The 12,688-nt window shown below is 72.2% G+C and carries 14 protein-coding genes; 4 read left to right on the forward strand and 10 right to left on the reverse strand.

Translation table 11 applies throughout. From position 1 onward, the window contains the following. Positions 1 to 55: 55 nt before the first annotated feature. The 4 genes from ACGFYN_RS03710 to miaA form a co-directional block, all read right to left on the reverse strand. The gene (locus ACGFYN_RS03710; protein ID WP_393864084.1) at positions 56 to 2,164 is read right to left on the reverse strand and encodes a RelA/SpoT family protein; all 2,109 of its coding nucleotides are present in this window, start codon (positions 2,162 to 2,164) and stop codon (positions 56 to 58) included. A gap of 298 nt (positions 2,165 to 2,462) precedes the next feature. Further along, positions 2,463 to 3,338, reverse strand: a complete 876-nt coding sequence (dapF, locus tag ACGFYN_RS03715; protein ID WP_393864085.1) for a diaminopimelate epimerase — start codon at positions 3,336 to 3,338, stop codon at positions 2,463 to 2,465. A gap of 48 nt (positions 3,339 to 3,386) precedes the next feature. After that, positions 3,387 to 3,890 carry a hypothetical protein gene (locus ACGFYN_RS03720; RefSeq protein WP_393864153.1) on the reverse strand — a complete coding sequence of 168 codons (504 nt, stop codon included), beginning with the start codon at positions 3,888 to 3,890 and terminating at the stop codon, positions 3,387 to 3,389. A 108-nt stretch (positions 3,891 to 3,998) separates the two neighbouring features. Continuing rightward, entirely contained in the window at positions 3,999 to 4,937 is a 939-nt protein-coding gene (miaA, locus tag ACGFYN_RS03725; protein WP_393864086.1) for a tRNA (adenosine(37)-N6)-dimethylallyltransferase MiaA, read from the reverse strand. A 182-nt stretch (positions 4,938 to 5,119) separates the two neighbouring features. Between miaA and ACGFYN_RS03730 the strand changes: the two genes are divergently transcribed. Further along, positions 5,120 to 5,437 (forward strand): hypothetical protein, encoded by a 318-nt coding sequence (locus ACGFYN_RS03730; RefSeq protein WP_393864087.1) that lies wholly within the window; start codon positions 5,120 to 5,122, stop codon positions 5,435 to 5,437. Between the two features lie 82 nt (positions 5,438 to 5,519). Continuing rightward, positions 5,520 to 5,789 carry an antitoxin gene (locus tag ACGFYN_RS03735; RefSeq protein ID WP_393864088.1) on the forward strand — a complete coding sequence of 90 codons (270 nt, stop codon included), beginning with the start codon at positions 5,520 to 5,522 and terminating at the stop codon, positions 5,787 to 5,789. Between the two features lie 92 nt (positions 5,790 to 5,881). Here the strand turns inward: ACGFYN_RS03735 and ACGFYN_RS03740 are convergent, their stop codons facing one another. From ACGFYN_RS03740 to ACGFYN_RS03760, 5 genes are read right to left on the reverse strand one after another with little or no spacing between them, the layout of a single operon-like run. Beyond that, complete coding sequence (locus ACGFYN_RS03740; RefSeq protein ID WP_393864089.1) at positions 5,882 to 6,595, reverse strand: class III extradiol dioxygenase subunit B-like domain-containing protein; 714 nt, start codon at positions 6,593 to 6,595, stop codon at positions 5,882 to 5,884. A gap of 18 nt (positions 6,596 to 6,613) precedes the next feature. Beyond that, positions 6,614 to 6,901, reverse strand: coding sequence for a hypothetical protein (locus tag ACGFYN_RS03745; protein ID WP_393864090.1), 288 nt, complete (start codon positions 6,899 to 6,901; stop codon positions 6,614 to 6,616). Positions 6,902 to 6,953: 52 nt separating this feature from the next. Further along, positions 6,954 to 8,471, reverse strand: coding sequence for a tRNA (N6-isopentenyl adenosine(37)-C2)-methylthiotransferase MiaB (gene miaB, locus ACGFYN_RS03750; RefSeq protein ID WP_393864091.1), 1,518 nt, complete (start codon positions 8,469 to 8,471; stop codon positions 6,954 to 6,956). 58 nt (positions 8,472 to 8,529) lie between these two features. Beyond that, entirely contained in the window at positions 8,530 to 9,183 is a 654-nt protein-coding gene (locus ACGFYN_RS03755) for a response regulator (protein WP_393864092.1), read from the reverse strand. Further along, positions 9,180 to 10,130 (reverse strand): sensor histidine kinase, encoded by a 951-nt coding sequence (locus ACGFYN_RS03760; RefSeq protein WP_393864093.1) that lies wholly within the window; start codon positions 10,128 to 10,130, stop codon positions 9,180 to 9,182. The genes ACGFYN_RS03755 and ACGFYN_RS03760 overlap by 4 nt, the downstream gene beginning before the upstream one ends. Positions 10,131 to 10,388: 258 nt before the next feature. On the opposite strand from ACGFYN_RS03760, the gene ACGFYN_RS03765 reads away from it, so the two are divergent. Then, complete coding sequence (locus ACGFYN_RS03765; protein WP_393864094.1) at positions 10,389 to 10,874, forward strand: cation:proton antiporter regulatory subunit; 486 nt, start codon at positions 10,389 to 10,391, stop codon at positions 10,872 to 10,874. A gap of 4 nt (positions 10,875 to 10,878) precedes the next feature. After that, the gene (locus ACGFYN_RS03770) at positions 10,879 to 12,099 is read left to right on the forward strand and encodes a cation:proton antiporter (RefSeq protein WP_393864095.1); all 1,221 of its coding nucleotides are present in this window, start codon (positions 10,879 to 10,881) and stop codon (positions 12,097 to 12,099) included. A gap of 118 nt (positions 12,100 to 12,217) precedes the next feature. On the opposite strand, the gene ACGFYN_RS03775 is transcribed toward ACGFYN_RS03770, so the two are convergent. Then, positions 12,218 to 12,622 carry a MazG nucleotide pyrophosphohydrolase domain-containing protein gene (locus ACGFYN_RS03775; RefSeq protein WP_393864096.1) on the reverse strand — a complete coding sequence of 135 codons (405 nt, stop codon included), beginning with the start codon at positions 12,620 to 12,622 and terminating at the stop codon, positions 12,218 to 12,220. Between the last annotated feature and the right edge of the window lie 66 nt (positions 12,623 to 12,688).

Below are 12,688 nucleotides of genomic sequence, written 5' to 3' on the forward strand. Positions count from 1 at the left end.
GACGCGCGTTCCGCCCACTCGAACGGGTAGATCGGTAACGGCGTGCGGCTCCCGCTCACGCTCCCGGCGTGTGCGCCCTGCTCACGTCGTACACGCCCGCGACGTTCCGCATCGCCCGCATCAGCGCGGGCAGGTGCGCCGCGTCCGGGAGCTGGACGGTGTACGTGTGCCGGACGCGCTGCTGGGTGGGGGGCTCGACCGTCGCGGACACGATCTCGGCGCCTTCGAGGGCCATGGCCTCGGTCAGGTCCGCCAGCAGATGGGGGCGGCCGAACGATTCGGCGAGCAGCGTGACCCGGCACTCGGTGGTGTCTCCCCAGCGCACGCCGACCTCCGCGCGCCCGGCGCTCTTCATGCGCTCCACTGCGGCGCACTCGATCCGGTGGACGGTGACCACACCTCCGCGTACCGCGAACCCGGTCACCTCGTCGGGCGGCACCGGTGTGCAGCAGCCGGCCAGGCGCACGGTCGCGCCGGGCTGGTCCACGATGATGTCGGCCGTGGTGGACCGGAGGACCGAGCTCTCGGCGGTGGGCCGGAGCGCGGCCGCGGGCGGCTCCTGCCGCTGCTCCCGGGCGTCGTCCGCGGCCGGATGAGCCGCGAGCCAGCGCTGGATGGCGATGCGGGCGGCGGGCGTGTGCGCGTGCTCCAGCCACTCCCTGGAGGGCTCGGAAGCCGGGTCCTGGCCCATGAGGAGCTGGACGGTGTCGCCGTCGCGCAGGACCGTGCTCAGCGTCGCCAGGCGGCCGTTGACCCGGGCGCCGATGCAGGCGTGCGCGTCCTCGCCGTACTGGGCGTAGGCGGCGTCGACGCAACTGGCGCCCTCGGGCAGGCCGAGCGTGCCGCCGTCCGGCCGGAAGACGGTGATCTCGCGGTCCTGGGCGAGGTCCTCGCGCAGGGTGGACCAGAACGTGTCGGGGTCGGGCGCGCCCTCCTGCCAGTCCAGGAGGCGGGAGAGCCAGCCGGGACGCGTGGGGTCGATGCGCTCGCCGTCGGCCGGGTCGTCCGGCGCGGGGGCGTACGGGTTGCCGAGCGCGATGACTCCTGCCTCCGCGACCTTGTGCATCTGGTGGGTGCGGATGAGGACTTCGGCGACCTGTCCGTCGGGATGGGCGACCGCCGTGTGCAGCGACTGGTACAGGTTGAACTTGGGGACGGCGATGAAGTCCTTGAACTCCGAGACCACGGGCGTCATGCAGGTGTGCAGTTCGCCGAGGACGCCGTAGCAGTCCGCGTCCTCGTTCACCAGCACCAGCAGGCGGCCGAAGTCGGCGCCGCGCAGCTGGCCGCGCTTGCGGGCGACGCGGTGGACCGAGACGAAGTGCCGGGGCCGGATGAGGACTTCGGCCGTGATGTCGGCCTCCCGCAGGTGGCCGCGCACCTCGTCGGCGATCTCGGCGAGCGGGTCGTCGGCGCGGGAGGCGTTGTCGACGATCAGCTCCCGCGTGTGCTCGTACTCCTCGGGGTGCAGGATCGCGAAGACGAGGTCTTCCAGTTCGGTCTTGAGCGCCTGGACGCCGAGCCGTTCGGCGAGCGGGATGAGCACGTCGCGGGTGACCTTGGCGATGCGCGCCTGTTTCTCGGGGCGCATGACGCCGAGGGTGCGCATGTTGTGCAGCCGGTCGGCGAGTTTGATCGACATCACGCGGACGTCGTTGCCGGTGGCGACGAGCATCTTGCGGAAGGTCTCGGGCTCGGCGGCGGCACCGTAGTCGACCTTCTCCAGCTTCGTGACGCCGTCGACCAGATAGCGGACGTCCGCGCCGAACTCCTCACCCACCTGATCGAGGGTCACATCCGTGTCCTCAACGGTGTCGTGGAGCAGAGAGGCCGTCAAAGTGGTGGTCTCGGCGCCGAGTTCGGCGAGGATCAGCGTCACCGCGAGGGGATGCGTGATGTACGGCTCACCGCTCTTGCGCATCTGACCGCGGTGCGAGGACTCGGCCAGCACGTAGGCGCGGCGCAGGGGTTCGAGGTCGGCGCCCGGGTAGTGGGCGCGGTGGGCGTCGACGACATGGCTGATGGCGCTGGGCAGCCGGTCACGTGCGGTGGGGCCGAGCAGGGCGGCACGGCCGAGGCGGCGCAGGTCGATGCGCGCCCGCCAGCGCGCCGCGGAGCCTGCTACCGGACCTGGGGTCGCGGGGTTCGTCGCCTCCGCACTCATGGGCACCTCCGGCTGCATGGACCGGCGGACGGGGTGCCCCAGGACGGACACGGCTCAGGGGATGGCAACGGTCCCCCGCCCGGGCCGGTGCTTGATGCTACCGAGCCCATCACGTGCGACCGACCGCCTCTCGCCGAGCGTGAAACGGATCACCCCATCGAGCGAAGGGATCGAGGTTTACGATTTTGCGCCATGTGACAGGCGTCCCACCGTGCTTTCGAACGCCCGGTCGCCACAACGGTAGTTGACACATGCACCACCCGTCACACGCGCCTACGATCCCGAGCCGCCCCACCGTTCAGCGGACGAACGATTCCAGCCACTCGGCATCGATCTCGCCTTCGGCGACGATCACCGCGGGACCCGTCATCTCGATCTCGCCGTCGGGCCGCTCGGTGATGACCAGGACTCCGCCGGGCACATCGACGGTGTACGTCGCCGGGCTCCCGGTGACGGCCGGGTCGGCGCCGTCCCGGCGGGCGGTGGCCACGGCGACCGCGCACGCGCCCGTGCCGCACGAGCGGGTCTCGCCGGAGCCGCGCTCGTGCACGCGCAGGGCGACGTGCCGGGGGCCGCGGTCGGCCACGAACTCCACGTTCACCCCGTCCGGGTAGGCGGAGGCCGGGCTGAACGGCGGCGGGGCGTAGAGGTTCCCGGCGTGCGCGAGGTCCTCGACGAACGCGACCGCGTGCGGATTGCCCATGTTCACGTTCCGCGCCGGCCAGCTGCGCTCGCCGACGCTCACCGTGACGTCCCCCTCGGGCAGCAGCGCCCTGCCCATGCCGACGGTCACGTCACCGTTCTTGGCGATGTGCACGCTCTTCACGCCCGCGCGCGTGGCGACCGAGAGGTCGCCCTCGCCGGCGTACCCGGCACGCTGGAGGTAGCGCGCGAACACCCGCACGCCGTTGCCGCACATCTCCGCGACCGAGCCGTCGCCGTTGCGGTAGTCCATGAACCACTCGGCCTCGGCCGCCATGTGCCGCGCCTCGGGGTGGGCGGCGGACCGCACCACGTGCAGCAGACCGTCACCGCCGATGCCGGCACGGCGGTCGCACAGGGCGGCGACGGCGGCCGGGGGCGGGTCGACGGCGTTCTCGGGGTCCGGGACGATCACGAAGTCGTTCTCCGTGCCGTGGCCCTTGAGGAAGGCGATCCGCGTGCGCGTGCTCATGTCTCGATCGTACGGGGTGGGTAGGACGACCCCACGCGCGCGTGAACGTCAGCGCAGCCGGGCCACGCGCCATACGGCGAGCACCACGACCGCCGCGACGAGCACGACGTACGCCAGCACGACCCGCCAGTCCGGTCTGCGCCCGGAGCCGCGCTGCGGGAGCCCGGGCCACGTGTAACCCACGCGGCGGGCGGCCATCATGCCCCAGCCGGCCGCGCAGGAGCAGATCAGCAGTCCCAGCATGGCGATCACGGCACCGCTGTCGCCGAAGTCGAAGGCGAGCGGGAAGGCGAACATCAGGGAGCCGAGCGCGGCCAGGGCGACGATCGGGGCGAGCTGCCAGATGCGCAGCCGGCGCTGCGGGCGCAGCTCGACCTCGACCTCCGGGCCACCGACGAACATCTCGTCGGGCTCGGGGCCGTCCGCGGTCACTCCGCCCTGTGTGTCATCGGGCCCGTCGGAGCTCAGACGATCCTCGTCCTGCTCCTGTTCACCGCTGTCGACGGTGAGGGGCTCGGTACCTTGTGCGGTGTCGCGAGGGCCGGCCTCCATCGCCACGCGCCCTCCCAACTAGGACTCCACTTGGTCGATCGAAGCTCGATGATGGCACGGCACCGAAGGCCCGGATGGCGGCCGGAGCGTCCCGATGCCATCACGTGATCAGGCTGTAACCGGTCGTTCGACCAACGCCAGCGCGAGCTGCGGAAGTTCTGTGACATCCGCCGCAGCCCCACTGAGCCAGTGCACCCGCGGGTCGCGCCTGAACCAGGAATCCTGACGGCGGGCGAAGCGCTTGGTGGCGCGAACCGTCTCGGCCCGCGCCTCCTCGAGCGTGCACTCCTCCGCGAGCGCCGCGAGCACCTGCTGGTAGCCGAGCGCGCGGGCCGCCGTACGCCCCTCCCGCAGTCCCTGCGCCTCCAGCGCGCGCACCTCCTCCACGAGGCCCGCGTCCCACATCCGGTCGACTCGGCGGGCGATGCGCTCGTCGAGTTCGGGACGGGCCACGTCGACGCCGATCTGGACGGTGTCGTAGACCGAGTCGTGGCCGGGGAGGTTGGCGGTGAAGGGCTGCCCGGTGATCTCGATCACCTCGAGCGCCCGGACGATACGGCGGCCGTTGCTCGGCAGGATCGCCTGCGCCGCCTCGGGGTCGGCGGCGGCCAGCCGGGCGTGCAGCGCGCCCGAGCCGCGCAGCGTGAGCTCCTTTTCGAGACGCGCCCTGACCTCGGGGTCGGTGCCGGGGAACTCCAGGTTGTCGACGGCCCCGCGGACGTACAGACCGGAACCGCCGACCAGGATCGGCCAGCGGCCTTCGGCGAGCAGGGCGTCGATCTTGGCGCGGGCCAGCTTCTGGTACTCGGCGACGGACGCGGTGGCCGTCACGTCCCAGATGTCCAGGAGGTGGTGCGGGACGCCGCCGCGCTCCTCGGGCGTCAGCTTGGCCGTGCCGATGTCCATCCCGCGGTAGAGCTGCATGGAGTCGGCGTTGACGACCTCCCCGCCAAGGCGCTGGGCGAGAAAGACACCCAGATCGGACTTTCCGGCCGCCGTGGGGCCGACGACGGCGATGACTCGGGGGGTGGGGGGTGCGCTGCTCACCGCACCAGTCTCGCAAACCCCGAGGGGGCTCCTCGAACGAGTTACGTGACGGGGCAGAGGCGGGGTCGTTGCCCGTTGCGAGGTTCTCGCCGCCGGTTTCGAGAGGCGGCGACCCGGGCGGCGCAAACGGGCGCACCGGACGACGCGGGATTTCGCCCGCACGAGTAGCGTATGGAGTGGATATGGGCGTTTTCGCACGACTTCTCCGGAGGTCGAAGACCACGGAGGAGGCGTCAACCGCCGAGGCGGAGGCCGGCACACCGACGGCCGAGCCCGAGGCGGCCGAAGCTGCGGCGGAGGCGCCAGAGGCGACGGGGCAAGACCGGACCGAGGACCGGACCGAGGGCGAGCCGGCGAAGCCGGAGGCCGCCGGGGACGCCTCAGGCGAGGATGGCGCCTCCGGCGCGGACAACTCCTCGGCCGAGGGTGTCGAGATCCCCAAGCAGCAGTCCGGCGAGCAGGCGGCCGACAGCGAGGCCGGCGAGGACGCCCGTACGTAGTCGCTCCGCGCGCGAGTGAGCCGACCGTGGCGCGGCGGTGAGCCCCGCGGCGAACGAGCCCGGGAACGACGGAAGGTGGACGATGGGTCTCCTGGACAACTTCAAGGCCAAGCTCTCCCCGGCCAAGGACAAGGTCTCCGGGCTCGCGCAGCAGCACGGGGACAGGATCACGCAGGGACTCGACAAGGCCGCGAAGGCCGTCGACGAGAAGACCAAGGGCAAGTACAGCGACCGGATCCAGACGGGGACGGGCAAGGCCAAGGACGCCATGGACAAGCTCGCGCACAAGGACGACCCGGGCACGGGCGGCGCCACGACGGCGCCGCCCAGCTCGCCACCGCCGGCTTCCTGAGCGGCAGCACGGCGCATCGGCGGACGGCCGCGGGGCCCGAGGGCTCCCGGCCGTCCGCCTCTTTGGCTGCCCTCGCTCTTGCGACAGGTGCGCTACGACCAGGTCGCGACCAAGTACCCCACGCCGTACGGCGCGTCCTCGTACAGCAGGGCGCCGCTCAGGCCCGCGCCCTCGGCCGCGCCCGCGAGCACCTGCCAGGGGGCCCGGCCCGACGCCTTCAGTTCGTACGCCAGCTCGGGGTCCAGCTCCTCGATGGCCGCCACGTCCGCCGCGCCCAGCGCACGCGCGACCTCCGCGTCGAAGGGGGCCGCCCGCTCGTCGAGGTAACCAGGGGCCTTGAGCGTGCGGCAGGCGCTGGCGTCTCCCATAACCAGCAGCGCCACCCGCTCGGCCCGGGCGGCGATGTCCCTTCCCACTTGGATACACCGCTCGGGCGCGAGAGGTTCCCCCACGCCGAGTCCCTCGATCGGGGCGTCCGACCACCCGGTCCGCTCCAGCAGCCACGCGGCGACGGCGAGGGAGGGCGGCAGTACACGCTCCGGCTCCGCGTCCTGCGGTGCGCCCAGCCGTACGTCGACGTCCACGCCGAAGCCGCTGAAGGAACCCCGTGTGCCCTCCGGATGCGTGCCGCGCCCGCTCTGTTCGGCAGGTCCGAGGACCACGAGCAGGTCCGGCCGGGACGCGGCGAGCACCCCGAGCGCGTCGGCGCACGCGGCCCGGACGCCGTCCAGTTCGGGAGCGGCGCCCGCGGCGACCTCGGGCACGAGCAGGGGCGGGCACGGGCAGACCGCGGCGGCGACAAGCATGATCGGCAGCGTACGCCGTCAGTAGGTGATGGGCCCCGAGTCCCACTCCAGCTCGGTGAACAGGAACTGGTAGGTGAACACACCGCCGGACGAGCCGTCCCCGACCAGCATCCAGCCCTCGGCCGTACGGAAGCGCCGCATCCGCAGCGGATAGCGCGGATGCTTGGGCTGGTACAGCCGGACGAGCTCCCCGAACCGCGCCTCCGCCTCCTCGCGCGAGCCGTCGATCGTCGCCATCAGCTCGTACTGCCTGCGGTACGGCCCCTCGCCCGGTGGCTTGTCCAGCAGCAGCGCCCATCGCGCCATCAGGTGTTCTCCCCCGTGTTCACATCGTCGTCGGTCGTCCGGCCGGGGCCGGTCAGTCGCAGCCGCAGCCGCTTCCGGTCGCCACCGGCAGTGGCGCCGGCGCCCCGATCTTCGGCAGGCCCAGCATCACGCCCGCCGGCTTCGCCGCCTCGGCCGCGTGGCGCTTCTCCCAGGCGTCGCCCGCGCGCGTGCGACGCACGTCGAGGACGGCGCCTTCGGCGAGGAGGTGGTGCGGGGCGGCGTAGGTGATCTCGACCGTGACCACGTCGCCGGGGCGCACCTCCTGCTCCGGCTTGGTGAAGTGGACCAGGCGATTGTCGGGGGCGCGGCCGGAGAGGCGGTGGGTGGCACCGTCCTTGCGGCCCTCGCCCTCGGCGACCATCAGCTCCAGGGTCCGGCCGATCTGCTTCTTGTTCTCCTCCCAGGAGATCTCCTCCTGGAGGGCGACGAGACGCTCGTAACGCTCCTGGACGACCTTCTTGGGGATCTGGTCGTCCATGGTCGCGGCCGGGGTGCCGGGACGCTTGGAGTACTGGAAGGTGAAGGCCTGGGCGAAGCGGGCCTCGCGGACGACGTGCAGCGTCTGCTCGAAGTCCTCCTCGGTCTCGCCGGGGAAGCCCACGATGATGTCGGTCGTGATCGCCGCGTGCGGGATGGCGGCCCGCACCTTCTCGATGATCCCGAGGTAGCGCTCCTGCCGGTAGGAGCGGCGCATCGCCTTCAGGACCGTGTCCGAGCCGGACTGCAGCGGCATGTGCAGCTGCGGCATCGCGTTCGGGGTCTCGGCCATGGCCGCGATCACGTCGTCCGTGAAGTCGCGCGGGTGCGGGGAGGTGAAGCGGACGCGCTCCAGGCCGTCGATCTGCCCGCAGGCACGCAGCAGCTTGCTGAAGGCCTCGCGGTCGCCGATGTCGGAGCCGTACGCGTTGACGTTCTGGCCGAGCAGGGTGATCTCGGAGACGCCCTCGGCGACCAGGGCCTCCACCTCGGCGAGGATGTCGCCTGGCCGGCGGTCCTTCTCCTTGCCGCGCAGGGCCGGGACGATGCAGAACGTGCAGGTGTTGTTGCAGCCGACGGAGATCGACACCCATGCCGCGTACGCGCTCTCGCGCCGGGTCGGCAGGGTGGAGGGGAACGCCTCCAGGGACTCGGCGATCTCGACCTGCGCCTCCTCCTGCACGCGTGCGCGTTCCAGCAGGACCGGGAGCTTGCCGATGTTGTGCGTGCCGAAGACGACGTCCACCCAGGGCGCCCTCTTCACGATGGTGTCGCGGTCCTTCTGCGCCAGGCAGCCGCCGACCGCGATCTGCATGCCCGGGCGCGAGGCCTTCTTCGGGGCAAGGTGACCGAGGTTGCCGTACAGCTTGTTGTCGGCGTTCTCACGGACCGCGCAGGTGTTGAAGACGACGACGTCCGCGTCACCGTCCGAACCCTCCGGTGCGCGCACGTAACCGGCGTCTTCGAGCAGGCCTGACAATCGCTCGGAATCGTGGACGTTCATCTGGCACCCGTAGGTGCGCACTTCGTAGGTCTTCACGCCCACGGCCGGGCTCCGGTCGATGCTGCTCATGTGACAAGGGTAGGCGGTGCCGGAAGTGCCTCCCGCAGCCCTGTGGACAACCGGGGGCTCAGGGTTCGATCAGGCCCGCGCGGATCGCGTACCGCGTCAGTTCCAGGCGGTCGCGCATGCCCAGCTTGTGCAGCAGGTTGGCGCGATGGCGCTCGACGGTCTTGGCACTGATGAAGAGCAGCTCGCCGATCTCCTTGGAGGTGTGCCCCTCGGCGACCAGCTTGAGGATCTCCTCCTCGCGTTCGGTGACCGCGCGCGTGGGCAGGTCGTCGCCGCGGCGCAGGCGCTCCAGGTAGGAGCGGACGAGGGCGCGCTCCGCTCCCGGGTACACGAACGGCTCGTCGCGCACGGCCGCGCGGCACGCCCCGACCAGGTCCCGGTCGGCGGCGGACTTGAGGACGTATCCACTGGCTCCGGCCTTGAGCGCCTCGAAGAAGTACTGCTCGTTGTCGTACATCGTCAGGATGAGGATGTGCAGGCCCGGCAGGCGGCGGGACAGTTCGCGGGCCGCCTGGAGGCCGGTCATGCGGGGCATGGCGATGTCCAGGACGGCCAGATCGACTGCACGCGTGCGTGCCAGCTCGACGGCCTCGGCTCCGTCCCCGGCCTCGGCGACGACCGTCAGGTCCGGCTCGCCGTCCAGGATGAGGCGCACTCCCTGGCGTACGAGGGCGTGGTCGTCGGCGAGCAGCACGCGCGCGGGGGCGGTCATCGGCGGCCTCCCCCGGCGACGGGTATGCGCAGGCGCACGTCGGTTCCCCCCTCGGGGCCGGGTTCGAGCAAGAGGTCGGCGCCGACGAGCAGTGCCCGTTCGCGCATGCCGCGGATCCCGGCGCCCTCCGGGGCCGCACCGAGGCCCTTGCCGTTGTCGCGGACGAGGAGTTCGACGCCGTCGGCGAGGGGCCGCAGCCGGACCTCGGCGCGGTCGGCACGCGCGTGCCGGGCGGTGTTGGTGAGCCCTTCCTGGGCCACGCGGTAGACGACCAGTTCGGACTCCTCGCTCAGCGGGGGCAGATCGCCGGGGACGCTGTGGCGCACCGTCAGGCCGTGCGCGGTGAACTCGGTGGCCAGCGAGCGCAGAGCGCTGACCAGGCCGAGTTCCTCCAGAACGCCGGGGCGCAGCCGGCGGGCGATGCGGCGGATCTCGTCCAGGCCGGCGCGGGCGGCCTCCTGCGCCTGGCCCACCTCCGCGCGCAGCTCCCCGGGGACCCGGTCGGCGACGCGCTTGAGCTGGAGGAGCACCGCGGTCAGGGTCTGGCCGACCTCGTCGTGCAGCTCGCGGGCGATGCGCTGCCGCTCGCGCTCCTGCGCCGACAGGGCACGGGCCGCACCGGCGGCCCGCTCGCTCTCCAGCCGGTCGAGCATCGTGTTGTACGTCGTGATCAACTCGGCCGCCTCCGCCGGGCCGCCGACGACCGCGCGGGCGCCGGGACGCAGCAGGTCCGCCGTGGCCATGGCGCGGCCGAGCCGCCGTAGCGGGGTGAGGCCGAGGCGCAGCACGACCGCGTTGCAGAGCAGCAGGAAGGCCAGGCCCACGACGACGATCAGCGCCTCGGCCGGCAGGACGGGCGTCGAGACGGTGACCGGGCCCAGCAGCAGGGCGGCGGCCACGGTCAGGCCCACGGCGTTCAGCAAGAAGATCCGCCAGAACAGCGACACGGTCTTCCCTCTCGCTCTCTTCGCGGACGCTTCCGGCGTGCGTTGCGCGGGCACTCCCGGCGTCCTGCTCACCGGCGCTTGCGGCGTGCTCTCCCCCGGTGCCTCCGGCACGGCTCCGGCCAGCCTCGTCGTCCGCCCCCGGCCGCGTATATCCGTCACGTCACCCATGTCGCCACCGTACGGCCGAATGACAGCATGCGAAGGGGCCCGGTGATCACCGGCAGCTCATGACCATGCCGCCCAAACAAGGGGAGAAACGTGCCTGCGCCACGACTGAGGGCGACACCGCTGCCGGGCATCGGGGTCCAGTACGACCTCGTGACACGTGACCAACGCCATCTGTCGGTGGTGGCGCACCGCGACGGTGCCCGCACGGTGAACGTGTACCGGGCCGAAGACCCCGACTCGTGCGCTCACTCCCTGCGGCTGACCGGCTCCGAGGCGGGCGCGTTGATCGACGCGCTGAAGCCGTCCCACCACAGCGCGAGCCTGCTGTACACCTCCGACCTGGGCCTGGTCGCCGAGCGGATCGAGGTGGCCGCGGCCTCCCGCTGGAACGGGCGGGTGCTGGGCGATACACGAATGCGGACCGAGACGGGGGCGTCCGTGGTGGCGGTGCTGCGCCGGGCCGAGGCGATTCCGTCGCCCACGCCGGACTTCAGGCTGGCCGGCGGTGACATCGTGATCGTCGTGGGCACCCGCGAGGGCGTCGACGCCGCCGCGGCGATACTCGGGCGGGAGTGAACCGGTGCACTCCGCGGTGTTGTTGATCGAGTTCGGTTCCATCCTCCTCGGCCTCGGTCTGCTCGGCCGGGCCGCCGGCCGCTTCCGGCTCTCCCCCATCCCGCTGTATCTGCTGGCCGGGCTGGCCTTCGGCGAGGGCGGCCTGCTGCCGCTCGGGGCGAGCGAGGAGTTCGTCGCCATCGGCGCCGAGATCGGCGTCATTCTGCTGCTCTTGATGCTGGGGCTGGAGTACACGGCCGGCGATCTGGTCACCAACCTCAAGGCGCACTACCCCTCGGGCCTGGTCGACTGCGCGTTCAACGCCGTGCCCGGCGCGGTGGCGGCACTGCTGCTCGGCTGGGGGCCGGTGGCGGCGGTCGTGCTGGCCGGCGTCACCTGGATCTCGTCGTCCGGGGTCATCGCGAAGGTGCTCGGCGACCTCGGGCGGGTCGGCAACCGGGAGACCCCGGTCATCCTGAGCATCCTCGTGCTGGAGGACCTGGCGATGGCGGTGTACCTGCCCATCGTGACCGCGCTGGTGGCCGGGGCCGGGCTGATGGCCGGGAGCGTGACGCTGGCGGTCGCGCTGGGCGCGGCGGGGCTGGTCCTGTTCGTGGCCGTGCGCTACGGGCGCGTCATCTCACGGTTCGTCTCCAACGACGATCCGGAGAAACTGCTGCTCGTCGTGCTGGGTCTGACGATCCTGGTCGCGGGCGTCGCCCAGCAGCTCCAGGTGTCGGCCGCCGTGGGCGCCTTCCTGGTCGGCATCGCGCTGTCCGGTGAGGTCGCGGAGGGCGCGCACACCCTGCTGAGCCCGTTGCGCGACCTGTTCGCCGCGGTCTTCTTCGTCTTCTTCGGGCTGCACACCGACCCGGCGAGCATCCCGCCCGTGCTGCTGCCCGCCCTCGCGCTCGCCCTGCTCACCGCGGCGACGAAGATCGCCACCGGGTACTGGGCGGCACGGCGGGCCGGTATCTCGGTCAAGGGCCGGTGGCGCGCGGGCGGCGCCCTGGTGGCCCGCGGCGAGTTCTCGATCGTCATCGCCGGGCTCGCGGTGAGCGCGGGCATCGAGCCCTCGCTCGGTCCCCTCGCCACGGCCTACGTCCTGATCCTGGTCGTCCTCGGCCCCCTCACCGCCCGCTACACCGAACCCTTGGCCCGTCGTCTGACCGGCCGCGGGACGGCCCGCCCGGATTCCTCACCACCGGCGGAGACGCCTGCGCCGGTGGGCGACCGGCCGTCTTGACTTCGTGACGTCGCGACGACAGGGAGACCGGTCGTGTTGCGGCGGACGGCCTCCCGTCCCGGGCGACGGGCAGTCGGCGGACCCGGCCGCGAACCCGACCACGGACGAGCCGTGCGGCTCACTCCCCGCCCGGTATCCACCCCTGGCGCCGCAGCACCGCCGACACGTCCGGGGCCTCGTAGTGATCGCCCTTGAGGACCTTGCCGTCGGCTCTGCGGCAGACCTGGCCGTCGGGGCCCAGCTTGGTCATGTTGGAGCGGTGGATCTCGGCGATCACGGCGTCGAGGTCGATGCCGTGGACCAGGGCGGTGCCGTAGGCGACGTAGACGACGTCGGCCAGTTCGTGCGCCAGCTTGTCGAGCGGGCCGGTGACCGAGACCTCGGCGACCTCCGCCGCCTCCTCCGCGAGCAGCTTCCCGCGCTGGGCGGCCGGCCGGGCCGGGACCTCGGCGGGCGTGGTGCGGGCGTCGAGCCCGACGGCGTGGTGGAACCGGCGGACCAGGTCGGCGGGCGATGAGCTCATACGGCGACTGTATCGACCGGCACTGACAACGCCCGTCGTGATCGAGTTGCGACCCCCTTGTGACTC

It is taken from the genome of Streptomyces sp. NPDC048419 (assembly GCF_043200415.1).
GTDB lineage: Bacteria > Actinomycetota > Actinomycetes > Streptomycetales > Streptomycetaceae > Streptomyces.